Below are 18404 nucleotides of genomic sequence, written 5' to 3' on the forward strand. Positions count from 1 at the left end.
TCTAAGAACTAACCTTTGCTATTTCTCTATTATTATTTCTTTAGAGAAGCTTCGTATGTTTTATATTCATCATCAGTCGCAGGTACTTTAATTTCGCCAGCAGTAATTTTCTTCTCAAACTCTTCTACTTTTGTTAAAATTTCTGGGTTTACTTTTTTCACATTGTCAGTTGTTTTCGCAATACCGACACCCTCATCTTTTAAGCCAAACTCTTCTATTTTACCGCCTTTTAACTTACCATCTTTCGCTTCTTGTGCCACTTTTGCAACCGCAATATCAACACGTTTTACCATTGAAGTTAAAGTTACGTTTTCAGGCATACCTTCTTGATTTTGGTCACGGTCAACACCGATTACCCAAACGTTTTCACCTTTTTTCTTACGATTTTTTGCTTCTGTAAATACACCGTTACCAGTTGCACCTGAAGCATGGTAAATTACGTCAACCCCTTGACCGTACATTGCTGATGCTAATACAGATCCTTTTTCTGGTTTATCAAATGCATCTGCATATTGCGCTACAATCTCGATGTTTGGATTTACTGCTTTCGCTCCAGCTTTAAAACCTGATTCGAACTTTGTGATTAACGGGCTCTTTACACCACCAACAAAACCAACTTTATTTGATTTCGTTGTCATTGCTGCTACAACCCCAACTAGGAATGAACCTTCATGATCTTTAAATGTAATACTTGTTACATTTGGCTTATCCACAACTGTATCTACAATTGCAAATTGTTCTTTCGGATACTGTTCAGCTACCTTTATTACAGATTTTTCCATTAGGTATCCGATACCAAATGTTGTGCTATAATTGTCTTTCGCAAATTTCGTTAAATTCGGGATATAGTCTGCATCTTTACTTGATTGAAGATAACGGTACCCTTCATTTTTCTTTAAATTATTGTCTTTACCAAATTTCGTTAAACCTTCCCAAGCTGATTGGTTGAATGATTTATCATCAACGCCCCCAACATCTGTAACCATACCAACTTTGAACTCTTTATCACCTTTTTTGTCGCTACCTGCTTTATCTGCTTTATCCGAATTACCACATGCACCTAACACTGTACTTGCTGCTAACGTTAACGATAATAAAAGACCTGCTTTTTTCTTCATACTAGAAACCCCTCCTGAAATGATATGTCTATTTTTTATACGCTGCTGTCCCTAACTTCTTGCTGTCACCTCCCTAAAAAGGAACTTACCTACATACGTTTTCTTAATACGTGGAAGCTAAACTTGTCAGCTCTAAAGTAATTAATAGAATATAAGATTGGCTCATCATTTTGATCATAGTGCATTTGCTTTAAAACTAGCAGTGCCGTTTCAGGCTCACATTCTAAAATCGGTGAAATTTTCGGATGATAACCTATTGGCTCAATGTGAGCAACTGCATATGTGATACGCTTGTGCGTGTTATTATGTATAACTGTAAGCAATGATTCCTCATTGTATCCCGATAAATCTGGTAATATCTCTTTCGCTAACTTATCGATACAGTACACAACAGGTTCCCCATCTGCTGTACGAACACGCTCAATCATCACTGCACTAAATCCATCTTCACTATTAAACTTCTCTTTTTCTTCTTCTGTTAAAGTTGTTGTAGATGATGATAAGAAGATTGTTCCTGGTGTTTTCCCCACACTAGAAATCATATCTGTAATACTAGAAAGTTGCTCTATGCCAGAAGAGAATAGCGGCTTCGCATTTACAAATGTCCCTACACCATGTCTACGAATAACAACATTTTCTTCTTCTAAAATACGCAATGCTTCCCTTAAAGTTGCCCTACTTACACCAAGTTCTTTCGCTAGATCAAACTCTGAAGGTAGCTTTTGTTTTTCTTTGTAAGCACCATCTTTAATTTTTTCTTTGATGTGATCAATCACCCGTAAATATAGGTGACGACTATCCGATTTTACTGACATAAGACTCCCCCGCATTTCAATTATTCGACCTCTGATGTAAGACTTCTTTTCTCTTTTTTCAACTTACAACATAGTATAAATTACTACATACTAAAAATAAGCATAATTGTCGAATAAATATTAATAATTTTTCAAGATGAAATTTTCACTCTTTATCCCATAAAAAAAACTTTGCACCATAAACATTCCTCATTTCGAGAAAAAGTTCGGCACAAAGATCCCTTACATCCTTTGTTACACACTTTTCCCCTCATAGTCTAGCAATTCATGGTTGCCAGGTAGAAACTTATGGACCTTATCTCCAAGATTATATGAGGCAGTGATTCTTTTCGAAGTAATCGTACCACTTGCTCCCATATGTGTCAACATAATTCAACACTTTTCTACATTGAATATCGAACATTTAAAAAAACTTAATAAAAAGCATTCGTATTCTAAAGGACACTCTCAAATGTAAGCCCTTTCTTAATTGCTAACTATAGTATATAACAGAAACAGCATATAAAAAAGCCTAATTGTAAAAACAATTAGGCTTTTTTTAAGAACTTTTTTCTTGTACATCTTTAATGAGTACTTCTCTCGGTTTACTACCTTCATAAGGACCTACTACACCATTCATTTCCATGGCATCAATTAAACGAGCCGCTCGCGTATATCCTACTCTAAATCTACGTTGTAACATAGAAACAGATGCTGTTTGCATTTCTACTACAAGCTGAACTGCTTCATCATACAATTCATCTTCTACTTCCTGTCTTGTTTCAGGAACATCTTGTGGAATCATATCCTCTTGATATTGCGCTTTTTGTTGTGCAACAACATATTCTACGACTCTCTCAACTTCATCATCAGATAAAAATGCCCCTTGTACACGAACAGGTTTCGATGCACCAATTGGTATGAACAACATATCTCCACGACCTAGCAATTTCTCAGCACCACCACCATCAAGAATCGTTCGAGAATCTGTTTGGGAAGATACAGCAAATGCAATACGTGATGGAATATTCGCCTTAATAACACCCGTAATAACGTCAACTGACGGACGTTGTGTCGCAATAATTAAATGAATACCAGCAGCACGTGCCATTTGTGCTAAACGCATAATTGCATCTTCTACATCAGAAGAAGCAACCATCATTAAATCAGCTAACTCGTCCACAATTACTACAATATATGGCAATTCAGGTTGTTTCGCTTCTGATTGGCTATTATGTTCTTTAATATGATCGTTATATCCTTCAATATTACGCGTTCCACTATGCGCGAACAATTCATAGCGACGCTCCATTTCACTCACAACTTTTTTCAACGCCTGTGACGCTTTTTTCGGATCAGTTACAACTGGTGTTAATAAGTGCGGAACCCCGTTATATACATTTAACTCTACCATTTTCGGGTCAATCATCATTAATTTTACTTCATGCGGTTTCGCACGCATTAAAATACTAACGATAATTCCATTAATACATACACTCTTTCCGCTACCAGTTGCACCAGCCACTAGTAAATGAGGCATTTTATTCAAACGTGCCAACACAGCTTCACCGGTAATATCACGTCCAAGACCGATTAATAACTTCTCTTCTGGATGGTTATTCGCCTTTGAATCTAGAACCTCTCTAAGCGTTACCATAGAAACTTCTGAATTCGGAACCTCAATCCCTACAGCCGATTTCCCGGGAATAGGTGCTTCAATACGAATATCTTTCGCAGCTAAAGCAAGTGCTAAATCATCACTTAAACTAACAATTTTACTTACCTTTACTCCCATATCAGGGTACACTTCATACTTCGTAACTGCAGGACCTCTATGTACTTTTGTTACTTTCGCTTTCACACCAAAACTTTGGAATGTACGTTCCAATTTACGAGCATTCTCATAAATTTCCGCATTTTCATTTGTAAGTTGTTTATTCTTTGGAAATTTCAATATATCAAGAGCAGGAAGCTTATAATCTTTATTTTCCACATTAGAAAATTGCATAGGTGGCGCTTTCGTTTCACTTTCTAGCGATTCAACGATTTTTTCTCCTCGTTTCTTTTGCGGTTGCTCTACTGGCGTAGGCGGAACTGCTTCTTCAATAAACGGAGATGTAATTGAATCATTTTCGTTCTCTTCTTCAATACGCTTTTCCGTCTCTTCACTCATTGGATAATTCTCAGTAAAATTCGAAATAATTGGTGGACCAATTTCTATTTCTTCTACCGGCTCAATAGCTTCTTCTTGTTCGGCAACACGTTCACGGCGCGTGCTTCTTGTTGTTTTTTTCTTTTCAGTTTGCTCGGCGACCCTTTTAGATCTCCAATCTTTATAATCCCCTTGCATCACTTGAAATTGACTTCTAAGTATTCTCCCTACTGGAGCAAGCACTTCTCCAATATGCTTATTTGTTATACAAAGTATTCCGAGGATAACTAAAATAATTCCAATGATATATGCTCCTACTTCATCAAATAAGAAGTAGCATGTTGCAAACATAAGCGCACCAAACATACCACCGCCTAAATGAACGCTATCTGGACCCTTTTTCATTTCAAGAAAGAAGTTATCTTTTGTACTAACAATAACAGATGTATTTTGCACCGCTCCATCTTTTGTAAGAAGATTAAATAATGTAATATGACTAAACATTAATATCGCTAATACAATTAAATAAACACCAATTAGCCGTTTATTTAAAAGGTTCGGCCACCCACGCTTTATGACGAACGCAACTGATAAAGCTATTACACCTAACACACCAATTATGTACCACTCACCAAAGAAGAAGCGAAAAAACAACACAAACGATTTCCCTACAACACCTAGCTGTAAAATCGTAATAATCGAAAGTGCAAAAAGAGTCAAACCGACGATTTCATAATACAAAGTTGGCTTTATCGTACGTCTTGCCTTTGCCTTCGTCCCTCTTTGCTTTTGTTTTGCCATTTCTTCACCTCATGTTCTAAAATTAAGTACAACTTCCTTATAAAAAAGCTCTACTTATATGTCTTTCTCTCTATTTTTCAGGTCTTTATATCTTCTATTTTTACACTTCTTGTAAAATGTTAAATAAACAGAAGAAAGCAGCCTACTCATGGCTGCTCAACCGTCTTGTTTTTTATATTATACCATAGCTTCTAAACAAAATCCTTCTTTTTACTAAAAGGTTATTTTCTGCCCAGGCTCAAATTCTAAGTAGTGAGATGGATTCGTACTTAACACCCGTACAATAGAATAACATTGATGATCCTCTTCAGAGACCATTAATTCTACACCGTTTATATTTACAACTTTTTGGCTTTCGCACTGTGAATAATCGGCCGGATATACAAGTTGTTCTGGCATAATTGTATATAAGATCATTGTAGCATTGTCCCTTCTGTATGATCGTCCATGCGCGCATCAATTAATTCGTTTAATTTTCGAAGTGCACTCCCAATACCACCGACATCATCTATAAGACCATACTTCACTGCATCTCCACCAATTACATTTGTCCCAATATCTCGTGTCAAATTCCCTTTCGCAAACATAAGTTCTTTAAAGCGATCTTCTGTTACTTTCGAATGCTTTGTCACAAATCGAATGACTCTTTCTTGCATTTTATCCAAATACTCAAATGTTTGCGGCACACCTATAACAAGACCTGTTAAACGAATTGGATGAATTGTCATCGTAGCTGTTTCGGCAATAAATGAATAGTCAGTCGAGACAGCAATCGGTACACCAATTGAATGCCCTCCTCCTAAAACAAGAGATACAGTTGGTTTCGAAAGTGACGCCACCATTTCAGAAATTGCTAGCCCAGCTTCAACGTCACCTCCAACTGTATTTAATATTAAGAGCAAGCCTTCAATTTTCGGATTTTGTTCAATCGCGACAATTTGCGGAATGATGTGCTCATATTTTGTTGTTTTATTTTGCGGCGGCAACTGAACATGACCTTCCACCTGTCCAACGATTGTTAAACAATGAATACGTGCTTCATTCATTTGCGGTACATTCGTTTGTCCAAGCTGTTGAATTTTCTCCACTATAGAAGCTTCTTTCGGCTCAGCTTCCTTTTCTTCATTTGTATAACGATCACGTTCTGTCATATCGCATCCCCTTTCACTCGTATATAACTATTATTTCTTAAGTTATAAATTTCATTCGATAGGGTTGAAAAAGAAAAAGATCACCTGTAAAGGTGACCTTCTTTATACTTCCATAATAATCGGTAAAATCATTGGCTTTCTCTTCGTTTCTTCGTACAAGAACTGCCCTAATAATTCACGAATATTTTGTTTCAACATAGACCATTCAATTGTATACTCTTTAATTGATTGTTCAACAATCATACGTACAATATCTGTAGATCGTTCGATTAATGCTTCTGATTCACGAACGTATACGAAACCACGTGAAATAATTTCTGGACCAGAGATGATTTTCTTTTCATCTTTACCAAGTGTCACAACGACAACTAAAATTCCATCTTGAGATAACATCTTTCTATCTCGAAGAACAATGTTACCAACGTCGCCCACACCTAATCCATCAATTAAAACATTGCCAGCTTGCACTTTACCGACTAAGTTTGCTTCATCGTCGCCAAAAGCAATTACATCACCTTTTTCTACGATAAAGATATTCTCTCTCGCAATACCTACATCTTCCGCTAAATATGCATGTGCTTTTTGCATACGGAACTCACCATGTACGGGTACAAAATACTTCGGCTTCATTAAGTTTAACATCAGTTTTAATTCTTCTTGGCTACCGTGACCTGAAACGTGAACTTTTCTTTCACCGTAGTAAACAACTTCAGCTCCAGCTCTAAATAACAAATCAATGATTTTCGATACAGATATTTCATTTCCTGGAATTGGAGAAGCTGCAATAATAACCGTATCACCTTTACGAATTGAAATTTGTTTATGAGCTTGCTTTGCCATTCTAGAAAGGGCTGCCATCGGCTCACCTTGACTACCTGTCGTTAAAATAGCTACCTTTTTCTCCGGGAAATTGTCTACTTCTTGTAATGAAATAATCATACCTTCTGGAACATCTAAATAACCAAGACGTCTTGCAATGTCTACCACTTTTACCATGCTACGTCCTACTACCGCTACTTTTCGTCCTGTTTCGGCAGCTGCATCAAATACTTGTTGGATGCGATGTACATTCGATGCAAATGAAGCAACAATAAGGCGACCTTCTGCACTATAGAACACTTTTGAAATCTCTATACCAACTTCTTTTTCCGAACCAGTATAGCCAGGACGTTCAGCATTTGTACTATCAGATAATAAGCACAGTACGCCTTCATTTCCGATTTGAGCCATTTTCCCAAGATCCGCTCCACTATTTCCGATTGGAGTTTGATCAAATTTAAAATCTCCTGTATACACTACAGCACCTTTTGATGTATGGAAACAAACACCAACAGAATCCGGAATACTATGTGTCGTTCCAAAGAATGACACAGTTGTTGAATTAAACTCAACAGTTGAATTCGAGTCAATTGTTTTTAAGTCTACACGGCCTAACATTCCTGCTTCGCCAAGCTTTTCTTGTATAAGTCCTACCGTTAATTTCGTCGCATATACTGGAATAGATAATTTACGAAGTACATAAACAATTCCACCGATATGATCTTCATGACCGTGAGTTATAAATAGTCCTTTTACTCGCTCTTGATTTTCTACTAAATATGTAATATCAGGAATAACAATATCAATCCCAAACATTTCATCTCCCGGGAACATCAATCCTGCATCTACAATAAAGATTTCAGAATCAATTTCAACACAGTACATGTTTTTTCCGATTTCACCTACTCCGCCAAGAGCAAATACTTTAACAGACTCATTCTCTTTTCTCTTCATGTTGTTGCCTGGTTTAAAAATCTTGCAAACACTGATTTCACTAAAATTGCAGAGACACCAGGGGAAACTCTACAACCACCATATATTCACCGTCCAAGACGAATGTCCTTACCGTTATGCGATATCATGTCCTTGTTTATTTTTTAAACCAGGTTTCACCTCTCTTTCATTATATAAATCAAATATCTTATTCGATATGATATGAAAATTTCATTAAATCATAATTTTTTCCAATTTTGCTAAGCATACCCGTACTAAGCTACTTAGCCATATTATACCTGATACAAGAAATAGAACACAAGTTAAATTATGCGAAAGACTAGAGAAGAAGCTAAAGTGAGGTTGTAATTTACGAGGAAATTTTTCATATCGTACCCACTATTTTTCCTACTTAGATAGGAGTTTAATGGAAAAATATACATGTAAGTTCTTTACATAAACATGAAGCGATTTTTACTAAAACATCTTATCTCTGTAAGCAGTTTCTAACCAATATTATGCCATCCCCTGCTGATTTTTACCACTCACATATATTTAATCAAAATAAAAATGACCTAGTTTTTCACTAGGCCATTTTTATTAACGAGGAATAGATTGCATTACAGATTGTAACGTTACTCTTTCTTCTTCTGTTAATGGAAGAAGCGGCAAACGTACCGAACCTACATCTAATCCAACCATTTGTAATGCTGTTTTTACTGGTGTTGGGCTTGGCGCCATAAATAGTGCATCCGTTACTTTTACTAGTAATTGATGTAATTTCTGCGCTTTTTTGAACTCTCCAGCTTGGAATGCAGCAATCATTTCTTGCATTTCATTCCCGATAACATGAGATGCTACAGAAACAATACCTTTTGCTCCAATTGCCATAGCTGGTAACGTTAAACCATCATCACCGCTGTATACCGCAAAGTCGTCCGCTGTTTTTTCAATGATTTCTGTCATTGTTAACACATCGCCGCCTGCATCTTTAATTGCAACAATGTTTTCTATTTCTGATAAACGAACAACTGTATCAACGGAGATTTGTACAATAGATCGTCCCGGAACATTATATAGCATAACCGGAAGCGGAGTGCTTTCAGCGATTATTTTAAAATGCTGATACATCCCTTCTTGACTCGGTTTGTTATAATACGGCGCCACTAGCATAACTGCATCGACACCAACTTCTGTTGCCTTTTTAGTTAAATCAACCGAAGCATGTGTATTATTGCTACCTGTTCCAGCGATTACGGGCACCCTTTTATCGACAACAGATACGACATGGCGATATAACGCTACTTTTTCTTCTGAAGTTAATGTAGGAGATTCACCTGTCGTTCCTCCTACCACGATTGCTGTTGTACCGTTATCAATTAAATAATTTACCAATTTCGTTGTCTTTGCAAAATCGATATTGCCGTTTATATCAAACGGTGTTACCATCGCGGTTGCAATTGTCCCAAAATCTATCATGGTCTCACTCCTTATTGTTCCAGTTGCTTTTCTTTTGAAAGCTCAAACGCACTATGTAATGCATTTACAGCCTCCACTAAATCGATTTCTTTTACAAGAACCCAAATCGTTGTATGACTATCTGCCGATTGCAAAATTTGAATACCTTTTTCCGCTAAAGCTGTAACAATTTTCGCAGTAACCCCTGGGTATCCTGCCATTCCAGCTCCAACAATAGATACTTTCGCACAATGTTCTGTCACAATTGGCTCATATCCAAGTTGTTTTAAGACTTCAACAGCACGAGCTGATACACTATCATTTACTGTATAAGCTACGCCAGTAGGAGAAATGTTAATTAAGTCAACACTAATGCCTTCGTTTGCCATCTCTTTAAACACTTGTTGTTGCAAATCATATGCAGTTTCTTTTGCAAGTACTTTAATTTGCGTTACGCTTGATACGTGAGCAATACCTGTAACAGGACGTTCTTCTACATCTTGCCCTTTTGTAGCACCATCGTATGCCGCAATAAGAGTACCTTCACTATCAGAATACGTAGAGCGTACACGAAGTGGTACTTTTGCATGCATCGCAATTTCAACCGCACGCGGATGAACAACTTTCGCACCTTGGTAAGCCATGTTACAAATCTCGTTATACGTTACAGTTTGAAGATGACGTGCATCTTTAACGATACGAGGATCCGCAGTCATAACACCTTCTACATCTGTGAAGATATCAATATATTCAGCATGAAGCGCAACACCTAATGCTGAAGCTGAAGTATCACTACCTCCGCGTCCAAGTGTTGTCGTATCTCCATTTTTCGTTTGACCTTGGAATCCAGTAACGACAATAACATCTACATTTTGTAACTCTTCATGTATACGATCGCAATTCATTTCAACTATTTTCGCATTAGTAAAATCCGCATTCGTTACAAAACCAGCTTGTGCACCATTTAGCGCTGCTGCTTTTATACCATTCTCATTTAACATATTAGAGAAAACAATTGCTGAGATTAATTCTCCACATGATAATAATAAATCTTGCTCACGTTTAGAAATATTAGATTCCTCTTGATTTACAAGACTTAATAACGTATCAGTTGCATACGGTTCACCTTTACGGCCCATTGCTGATACGACAGTAACTACTTTATAACCAGCAGCTAACGATTTTTTTATATGGTGAAGCGCATGCTTACGCCCATTGTCATCACGTACTGATGTACCACCAAATTTTTGAACAATAATTTTCATATTTTGCACCTTCTCTTAGCCGTTTACACTAATTGTAATTTTACTAAGCGCTCTGCGATTTGAACAGAATTCCATGCAGCGCCTTTTAATAAGTTATCAGATACGACCCAAAGATGGAACCCTTTATCATTATTTAAATCTTTACGGATTCTTCCAACGAATACTTCGTTTTTACCTACTGCAGTAGCAGGCATTGGATATAACTGCTCTGCTGGATTATCTTGCAGTACAATACCTTCTGCATTTGCAAGTAAGTTTTTCATTTCTTCTACTGTTACGCCTTCTTTATCCACTTCAATGTACACAGACTCAGAATGACCTGATACAACTGGTAAACGTACACATGTCGCAGCTACTTCTAATTCAGGCATATGCATAATTTTTTTCGTTTCATTAATCATTTTCATTTCTTCAAATGTAAATCCATTATCTTGGAATTTATCAATCTGTGGAATAGCGTTAAAAGCGATTTGGAAATGCTTTTCGTCACCTGATACAGGTAAAACATTCGCCTTTACTTCTTCTCCATTTAAGATTGCTTGTGATTGTTCATGAAGTTCTTCAATAGCTGCCGCACCAGCACCCGATACAGCTTGGTATGTGGAAACGATTACTCGTGTTAAACCATATTGCTGACGAACTGGCTCAAGAGCTACTACCATTTGAATTGTAGAACAGTTTGGATTTGCAATAATACCATTATGTTCTTTTAAATCATTTTCATTTACTTCAGGTACAACAAGTGGCACGTTTTCTGTCATACGGAATGCACTTGTATTATCAACAACAATTGCACCGCGCTTTGCTGCTTCAGGCGCTAATTGTTTCGATACAGATCCTCCAGCACTAAATAGTGCAATATCTACTCCTTCAAAACTTTCAGGAGTTGCCTCTTGAACTGTAAATTCTTCGCCTTTAAATACAAGTTTCTTACCTGCAGATCGTTTAGATGAAAGTAACGTTAACTTCCCAATTGGAAATTCTCGTTTCTCTAAAGTATTTAACATTTGTTCACCAACTGCGCCGGTTGCTCCAACTACAGCGACATGAAAAGTTTTTTGCTTTTCCATCACTATGCCCCTTTCTAGATACCAATCCTTCTATAACTTAGAATTAGAAGGAGCTACGATGCCCCTTCTAATCTTAATAACGTTAATTTTATCATATTCTACAGTAAGAATGATGGTTTCATCAAAAATTGTCCGTTTTTTTTCGTTTTTTAATTCATATATCTGAATTTTTCTACAACAACAGGTTGCAATTGCTTTCCTTGTAACGCCTCTAATACTGTATCTTCAAGTAACTCCATACGAGCTACCATTGAGTTCGGTTTTTTCTCTGGTGCATCTTGGCCGAACGGGACGAAGTATATGTTTTTTGTGGCCATTAAGCGCATAAGATTTACCCCATTAAGACCTAAAGCATCATTCGTCGATACAGCCAACACAACAGGCTTGCCATTTCTAAGCGTCGCCTTCGCCGCCATTAATACTGGAGAATCTGTCATCGCGTTAGCAAATTTACTCATCGAATTTCCAGTTAAAGGAGCAATTACCATACAATCTAGCGGGATTTTCGGTCCTAATGGTTCTGCTCCGACAATTGAATTTATTGCTTTAAATCCCGTTATTTCTTCAATTTTTTTAATCCATTCTGCCCCTTCGCCAAATCTAGTATTTGTTGATTCGACAGTATAAGAGACAACTGGACGCACTTCCGCACCTTCTGCAATTAACTTTTCTAGATGCGGCATAACTTCCTCATACGTACAATGTGAACCTGTAAATCCGAAACCAATTCGTTTCCCCTTCAAACTCATTTCTCATCCTCCTCCTTTGCACTTGCATCTGCTATTAATAACTGAGAAAGAACATTCGCTAAAATTTGCCCAGCTGTTTTCGGTGCAACAATTCCAGGAAGACCAGGTGCTAATAGTGCCTTCACGCCTCGCTTTTCCGCATAACGAAAGTCCGTTCCACCTGGCTTAGAAGCCAAATCTATAACTAACGTGTGAGCAGGCATCCGTGAAAGTACACTTGCCGTTACCACGAGATGCGGAATTGTATTAATAACAATATCGATATTGCTTACTTCTTTCTCAATGTCTTGCATATGAAAAGGAGAAAACATCATTTCTGTAATACGAGCAATATGTTCCGAACGTCTCGCTCCAACTTTGACATGTGCTCCTAATGATTGAAAGGCTCTTGCTACACTCATACCAGTTCTACCAAATCCTAAAACCATTACATTCGACCCATGAATTGTGTAATCAGTATGTTGAATAACCATCATTAATGTACCTTCTACAGTCGGAATAGAGTTATAGATTGCAACATCATCACGATCAAATAATTTTACCAGTTTGCGATTTGTAGTAGACACGAGATTTTCCAAGTAAGGTGTACCAATACCTGAATATATAGTAAAGTTTTCTGGCGTCTTTTCAATTTGTTCTTTCGTTATGGAAACTTTTTCATTTGAAAAAATAGTATCTACTTCTCCTTTGGCATTCGTCCCTGCAACCGGCAAAATAATCGCATCTAAAGAAGTGAAATCTAAATCTTGTATACTTTCTTTTGCTGCCCCTGTGAAGCCATGATCTAACTGTTCAAACCCTATTAATGAAAGTTTCGCGTCCAGTTCGACTAGCTTGCGAATTACTTCTAGCTGCCGTGCATCTCCTCCTATGACAGCAATATGCATCTCAGTCAACATTCCCTAATTCACCTTCTTTTTCTTTCATTTATAAGAAAAATGCCTACTTTTTCTTTTTCCTCCACATCATATGTAATGTACGAGTTTGAGGTGATTGAAAAACAAAAAGCACACGTGATTTATCTTCTTTATCCCGATTGGTGTGGGCTAATAATCAGTGGGGGACGGACAAAACCCCCACTGATTAAAGTTTCACTTTATATAAAAATAAAAAAAGACAACCAAAATGGTCATCTTTCACTCCGATTTTGAATGGTTCGTAAGATCACAAAGTATCATATCATGTCCCACCTTCTTTATTTTGCTCCATTCTACTCTCATTTCTTGCTGTTCTCTTTTAAAACCTCCCCATTTCCCAACAGGTATAATAAGCGCTTGTATTTGTCCATCTCTCTCATCAATTTCTAAATCTGTATGACCTAAAACTCCCATTTTTTCTGCTCTTTCTAAATCCACAATCTCTTTGCCACTTAATTCACTTAAACGCATTAAATCTCCCCCTATCCTACTTTTCATGAAGGTTATCCTATAATAAGTACCTATTCTGCATATCTAAAAAAAATAACCGTATCTCATATAAAAGAGATACGGTTATTTTCAAAAGCGAATGAATTACAAAACCGATTAAAGTTTCATTCCTTTTGGCAGTTTTCCATCTGGACTAATAAGTGCTGCAGAGAATTCATCGGTAAACATGTTGCGAATTAATTCGTCTACATTTTGTTTTGTTACAGTATTTACACTTTCAATAATCTCATCAAGAGAACGATGTTTACGAAGAAGCAGTTCGTTTTTACCGTTACGACTCATACGACTATTGGTACTTTCTAAACTTAACATTAAGTTTCCTTTTAATTGTTCTTTACTATTAACAAGCTCTTTTTCTGTAATACCTGTATTTTTTAACGTATCTAACGTTTCTTGCATTGTTTCATACAGTGTATCTAATTGTTGACTGCCTGTTCCACCGTAAAGCGTTAACATACCTGTATCTTCATAAGAAGAATGGTAAGAGAATACTGAGTATGCCAATCCACGTTGTTCACGTACTTCTTGGAATAAACGGCTACTCATGCTACCACCTAAAATATTATTCAATACAATTAAGTTATAAATATCTTCGTGTCCCATTTGCAAGCCTTTATATCCTAAACATAAATGAGCTTGTTCTGTTTCCTTTTTACGTGATACTTTATTAAAGTGGAAAATTGGGCTATGTACTTGTTCACGATTTGTTGTTCCTTCGTAATTACCGAAATATTGTTCCACAGTTTGAACAAATGCTTCATCAATATTTCCAGCAATTGATACAACTACGTTTTCAGGTGTATAGTGGTCTTTAATATATTGACGTAACGTATCACCTGTAAATGTTTCAAGCGTTTCCTCTGTTCCTAAAATAGGATATCCAAGCGGATGCGTTTCATATGTTGCTTTCGTTAACATATCATGCACAATATCATCTGGAGCATCTTCGTACATTTTAATTTCTTCACATACGACATTCTTCTCTTTTTTCAGTTCTTCCTCATCAAATGTTGAGTTAAAGAACATATCCGCTAATACATCTAAAGCATATTTAGCATGCTCATCTAGCACTTTCGCATAGTAACATGTATATTCTTTTGAAGTAAAAGCATTTACTTGTCCGCCAATGCTATCAAATGATTCTGCAATCTCTCTTGCACTTCGCGTTTCTGTCCCTTTAAAGAACATATGCTCTAAAAAGTGCGAAACTCCATTATTTTTTTCATTTTCATTTCTTGAACCTGCATGAATCCATATCCCAATCGCAACCGAGCGTACAGTTGGTATATTCTCCATAACAATTCTTACACCATTTTTACAAGTATATTTTTTAATCAAAAACTTTCCTCCTACTGCCAGTTTCTCTAAATAATTGCTATTGTTTAATGATAACAAGTTTACAGATGAATGTCATGCAAATGTATTTAATCCACACGTTTTTCATCTAGTAATTCTGTAATATTCCCCACTTTATATCCTTGTTCCTTCAAATTTTTAATCATAGTATCTAACGCTTCTGTTGTAGATGAAGTAGGGTGCATTAGCACAATAGCACCTGGATGGATTTTTCGCATTACTCTCTGCAATAGTACATCCGGTTCTGGACGCTTCCAATCAATTGTATCTACAGTCCACATAATCGTCCCCATTTGGAAATCATTCGCTATTTTTACTACCTCATCCCGAAAGCTTCCGCTTGGCGGGGCAAACCATCTCACTTTTTGATTCGTAGCTGCTTCTATCATTCGATTCGTTTTTTGTAATTGATCTCGTATTTCATCCGCAGATAGCGTTTTCATATTAGGATGTGTGTAAGAATGATTTCCTACTTCTTGATTTGCATCCACAATCATTTTTGCAAATCGTAAATTTTCTTTCACCCAACGCCCTTCTAAAAAGAAAGTCGCCTTCACATCATGTTTTTTCAATATCTCTAATATACGTGGCAAATACTCATTACCCCAGGCCACATTAATTGTTAATCCCACCATTTTTTTATTTGGATGTCCTCGATAAATGGGAGCTGGTGATAAATCTGCTAAGTGGACACTTGGTGATACTTCCTTAAATTCAAGTTGTTTGTGATCAAACTTCTTGAGCTTCTTCATATTATTATAGGACGCTTCTATATCCACTTGTCTTCCATTATACCCAGGCGTCGCTTTCCAAATCTTATCAATCATCGCATTTTGCGGCATGATCTCGTACTGTTTTGCATGCTTTCGAATCTCTTCATGCAAGTTATCCTGTGCAAAGACTGAATAAGAGCCAAAACCCACATATAAAGAAAATATAAATATGTATGCCAATATACGAACTTTCATAAAAAACCCTCCCATTAACTATAAAAAAAGAAACCATTTTCTTCTTATCTTTGTTAATTTGAGCGTTATGATGAAAACTATACCTATACTCACATAAAAATCTATATGAATCACATTTTTTACATAACAAAAAAAGCCAGCTAAACTGGCTTTCACTTATTGTTGTTCTTGTGCGTTTTCTTCTTTAGCATTTTCTTCTTTAGCAGCTTCTTTTTCTTGCTCTTCTTTTAGCAATACTTTTCTAGATAAGTTTACACGACCTTGTTTGTCAATCTCGATAACTTTAACTGAAATCTCATCACCGATTTTCACAACATCTTCTACCTTACCTACGCGCTCAAGTGCAAGTTCAGAGATGTGAACAAGTCCATCTTTACCGCTAAATAATTCAACGAAAGCACCGAATTTTTCAACACGTTTAACTTTTCCTAAGTAGATTTCGCCTACTTGTACTTCGCGAACGATATCTTCGATAATTTTCTTCGCTTTTTCATTCATCTCTTGATTAATTGATGAAATGAATACTGTACCATCTTGCTCGATGTCAATTTTAACGCCAGTTTCTTCAATGATTTTATTAATTTGTTTACCACTTGGTCCAATAACATCACGAATTTTATCTGGGTTAATTGTCATTGTAATAATCTTCGGAGCATACGCAGATAACTCTGTACGAGGTTCAGCGATAACAGATAACATGTGATCTAGAATGTGCATACGACCAACTTTCGCCTGTTGTAATGCTTCTTCTAAAATCTCACGAGATAAACCATCGATTTTAATGTCCATTTGTAGTGCAGTTACACCTTTTGCAGTACCTGCTACTTTAAAGTCCATATCACCTAAATGGTCTTCCATTCCTTGAATATCTGTTAAAATTGTGTAATGCTCACCAGATTTCACTAGACCCATTGCAATACCAGCAACTGGCGCTTTAAGTGGTACACCCGCATCCATCATCGCTAATGTACTACCGCAAATACTCGCTTGTGAAGTAGAACCATTTGATTCTAATACTTCAGATACAAGACGAACTGTATATGGGAAATCCTTTTCAGATGGAATTACAGGCTCAAGAGCACGTTCTCCTAGTGCACCGTGACCAATTTCACGACGACCTGGTCCACGCATTGGTCTTGTTTCACCGACACTAAATGAAGGGAAATTATAATGGTGCATAAAGCGTTTTGACTCTTCTACACCTAGACCATCTAAAATTTGCACATCACCTAATGCACCTAATGTACAAATACTTAATGCTTGCGTTTGTCCACGTGTGAATAGACCAGAACCATGTGTACGAGATAAAATGCCAACCTCTGATGCTAAAGGACGAATTTCGTCACCTTTACGACCATCTGGGCGGATTTTTTCAACTGTAATAAGACGACGTACTTCTTCTTTTACAATTTTATATAAAATCTCATTTACTTGTCCTAATGTGTCAGCATCAGCTTCTTCTGCTTCGTAATGCTCAATTACACGCTTTTTCACTTCATTAATTGCATCTTCACGTGCATGTTTTTCGTGCACTTGAATTGCAGAATGCATATCTGTCTCAGCCATTTCACGTATAGCTTGGTTCAAATCAGCATCCACTTCATAAAGCTTCACTGCTATTTTTTCTTTACCAACAGCTTGTACAATCTCTTCTTGGAATGCAATTAGACGTTTAATTTCATCGTGTCCAAACATAATTGCTTCTAACATTGTTTCTTCAGGTACTTGATCAGCTCCTGCTTCAACCATGTTAATTGCATCTTTCGTACCAGCTACAACAAGGTGCATATCACTTTGTTCTTGCTGTTCTACTGTTGGATTAATAACGAACTCGCCATTAATACGACCAACTGTCGCACCTGCGATTGGACCTTCAAATGGAATATCTGAAATCGATAATGCTAATGAAGAACCAAGCATAGCTGCCATCTCAGAAGAACAGTCTTGATCAACACTCATTACGATGCTGACAACTTGTACTTCATTACGGAAACCATCTGCGAAAAGTGGACGGATTGGACGGTCAATTAAACGACTTGCTAAAATTGCTTTTTCACTCGGACGGCCTTCGCGCTTAATAAAACCGCCTGGGATTTTTCCGACTGCATATAAACGTTCTTCATAGTTTACTGTAAGCGGGAAGAAATCCACATTTTTTGGCTCTTTTGATGCAGTTGCTGTAGATAGAACTGCTGTGTCGCCATATCTTACTAATACTGCTCCGTTTGCTTGTTTTGCAAGCTGACTTGTTTCAATTGTTAGCTGACGACCAGCTAAATCTATCGAGAAGACTTGCTTTTCCTGACTCATTTAAGTACCCCTCTCAATTTAAAATATTCAATT

The 18404-nt window shown here is 36.9% G+C and carries 15 protein-coding genes and 1 riboswitch; all 15 genes read right to left on the bottom strand.

The annotated features are described in order from the left end of the window. Window positions 1–32: 32 nt before the first annotated feature. The 15 genes from ACTFQM_RS13955 to pnp all read right to left on the bottom strand — a co-directional run bounded on the left by ACTFQM_RS13955 (window position 33) and on the right by pnp (window position 18371). Complete coding sequence (locus ACTFQM_RS13955) at window positions 33–1118, bottom strand: BMP family lipoprotein (protein WP_002173067.1); 1086 nt, start codon at window positions 1116–1118, stop codon at window positions 33–35. An 89-nt stretch (window positions 1119–1207) separates the two neighbouring features. Continuing rightward, window positions 1208–1933, bottom strand: a complete 726-nt coding sequence (locus ACTFQM_RS13960; RefSeq protein ID WP_025148361.1) for a GntR family transcriptional regulator — start codon at window positions 1931–1933, stop codon at window positions 1208–1210. 233 nt (window positions 1934–2166) lie between these two features. Beyond that, a riboswitch (purine riboswitch) is annotated at window positions 2167–2268 on the bottom strand. Window positions 2269–2471: 203 nt separating this feature from the next. Beyond that, entirely contained in the window at window positions 2472–4865 is a 2394-nt protein-coding gene (locus tag ACTFQM_RS13965) for a DNA translocase FtsK (RefSeq protein WP_440034902.1), read from the bottom strand. A gap of 213 nt (window positions 4866–5078) precedes the next feature. Beyond that, complete coding sequence (locus ACTFQM_RS13970) at window positions 5079–5282, bottom strand: YlzJ-like family protein (RefSeq protein ID WP_002173070.1); 204 nt, start codon at window positions 5280–5282, stop codon at window positions 5079–5081. Beyond that, a complete protein-coding gene (gene tepA / locus ACTFQM_RS13975; RefSeq protein WP_025148358.1) occupies window positions 5279–6016 on the bottom strand; it encodes a translocation-enhancing protein TepA in 738 nt (245 codons plus the stop codon). The genes ACTFQM_RS13970 and tepA overlap by 4 nt, the downstream gene beginning before the upstream one ends. 102 nt (window positions 6017–6118) lie before the next feature. Then, window positions 6119–7789, bottom strand: a complete 1671-nt coding sequence (locus ACTFQM_RS13980) for a ribonuclease J (RefSeq protein WP_025148357.1) — start codon at window positions 7787–7789, stop codon at window positions 6119–6121. A 579-nt stretch (window positions 7790–8368) separates the two neighbouring features. Continuing rightward, window positions 8369–9247 carry a 4-hydroxy-tetrahydrodipicolinate synthase gene (dapA, locus tag ACTFQM_RS13985; protein WP_071718914.1) on the bottom strand — a complete coding sequence of 293 codons (879 nt, stop codon included), beginning with the start codon at window positions 9245–9247 and terminating at the stop codon, window positions 8369–8371. Window positions 9248–9258: 11 nt separating this feature from the next. Further along, on the bottom strand, window positions 9259–10491 hold the full coding sequence (gene dapG / locus ACTFQM_RS13990; protein WP_071718913.1) for an aspartate kinase: 1233 nt from the start codon (window positions 10489–10491) through the stop codon (window positions 9259–9261). A 23-nt stretch (window positions 10492–10514) separates the two neighbouring features. Continuing rightward, complete coding sequence (asd, locus tag ACTFQM_RS13995) at window positions 10515–11561, bottom strand: aspartate-semialdehyde dehydrogenase (protein WP_002173075.1); 1047 nt, start codon at window positions 11559–11561, stop codon at window positions 10515–10517. Window positions 11562–11710: 149 nt separating this feature from the next. Continuing rightward, window positions 11711–12310 (bottom strand): dipicolinate synthase subunit B, encoded by a 600-nt coding sequence (gene dpaB / locus ACTFQM_RS14000; RefSeq protein WP_002173076.1) that lies wholly within the window; start codon window positions 12308–12310, stop codon window positions 11711–11713. Then, window positions 12307–13209 carry a dipicolinic acid synthetase subunit A gene (dpaA, locus tag ACTFQM_RS14005; RefSeq protein WP_002173077.1) on the bottom strand — a complete coding sequence of 301 codons (903 nt, stop codon included), beginning with the start codon at window positions 13207–13209 and terminating at the stop codon, window positions 12307–12309. Before dpaA ends, dpaB begins: the two co-directional genes overlap by 4 nt. Window positions 13210–13446: 237 nt before the next feature. Next, a complete protein-coding gene (locus ACTFQM_RS14010; RefSeq protein ID WP_048371618.1) occupies window positions 13447–13698 on the bottom strand; it encodes a YlmC/YmxH family sporulation protein in 252 nt (83 codons plus the stop codon). Between the two features lie 135 nt (window positions 13699–13833). Further along, window positions 13834–15075, bottom strand: a complete 1242-nt coding sequence (locus tag ACTFQM_RS14015; protein WP_002173079.1) for a M16 family metallopeptidase — start codon at window positions 15073–15075, stop codon at window positions 13834–13836. Between the two features lie 86 nt (window positions 15076–15161). Next, a complete protein-coding gene (locus ACTFQM_RS14020; protein WP_002173080.1) occupies window positions 15162–16061 on the bottom strand; it encodes a polysaccharide deacetylase family protein in 900 nt (299 codons plus the stop codon). A gap of 156 nt (window positions 16062–16217) precedes the next feature. Then, window positions 16218–18371: a polyribonucleotide nucleotidyltransferase gene (gene pnp, locus ACTFQM_RS14025; RefSeq protein WP_440034907.1), complete on the bottom strand. Its 2154-nt coding sequence runs from the start codon at window positions 18369–18371 to the stop codon at window positions 16218–16220. Window positions 18372–18404 lie beyond the last annotated feature (33 nt).

This window comes from Bacillus cereus group sp. MYBK30-2 (assembly GCF_051915945.1).
Lineage (GTDB): Bacteria > Bacillota > Bacilli > Bacillales > Bacillaceae_G > Bacillus_A > Bacillus_A paramycoides.

Excerpts from the sequence above, each read along its gene's own strand:
- ACTFQM_RS13980 (WP_025148357.1), bottom strand. The coding sequence starts at position 7,789 with ATGAAGAGAAAAGAGAATGAGTCTGTTAAAGTATTTGCTCTTGGCGGA.
- dapG (WP_071718913.1), bottom strand. The coding sequence starts at position 10,491 with ATGAAAATTATTGTTCAAAAATTTGGTGGTACATCAGTACGTGATGAC.
- tepA (WP_025148358.1), bottom strand. The coding sequence starts at position 6,016 with ATGACAGAACGTGATCGTTATACAAATGAAGAAAAGGAAGCTGAGCCG.
- ACTFQM_RS14020 (WP_002173080.1), bottom strand. The coding sequence starts at position 16,061 with ATGAAAGTTCGTATATTGGCATACATATTTATATTTTCTTTATATGTG.
- dapA (WP_071718914.1), bottom strand. The coding sequence starts at position 9,247 with ATGATAGATTTTGGGACAATTGCAACCGCGATGGTAACACCGTTTGAT.
- ACTFQM_RS14010 (WP_048371618.1), bottom strand. The coding sequence starts at position 13,698 with ATGCGTTTAAGTGAATTAAGTGGCAAAGAGATTGTGGATTTAGAAAGA.
- pnp (WP_440034907.1), bottom strand. The coding sequence starts at position 18,371 with ATGAGTCAGGAAAAGCAAGTCTTCTCGATAGATTTAGCTGGTCGTCAG.
- ACTFQM_RS13960 (WP_025148361.1), bottom strand. The coding sequence starts at position 1,933 with ATGTCAGTAAAATCGGATAGTCGTCACCTATATTTACGGGTGATTGAT.
- dpaB (WP_002173076.1), bottom strand. The coding sequence starts at position 12,310 with ATGAGTTTGAAGGGGAAACGAATTGGTTTCGGATTTACAGGTTCACAT.
- asd (WP_002173075.1), bottom strand. The coding sequence starts at position 11,561 with ATGGAAAAGCAAAAAACTTTTCATGTCGCTGTAGTTGGAGCAACCGGC.
- ACTFQM_RS13965 (WP_440034902.1), bottom strand. The coding sequence starts at position 4,865 with ATGGCAAAACAAAAGCAAAGAGGGACGAAGGCAAAGGCAAGACGTACG.
- ACTFQM_RS13955 (WP_002173067.1), bottom strand. The coding sequence starts at position 1,118 with ATGAAGAAAAAAGCAGGTCTTTTATTATCGTTAACGTTAGCAGCAAGT.
- ACTFQM_RS13970 (WP_002173070.1), bottom strand. The coding sequence starts at position 5,282 with ATGATCTTATATACAATTATGCCAGAACAACTTGTATATCCGGCCGAT.
- dpaA (WP_002173077.1), bottom strand. The coding sequence starts at position 13,209 with ATGTTGACTGAGATGCATATTGCTGTCATAGGAGGAGATGCACGGCAG.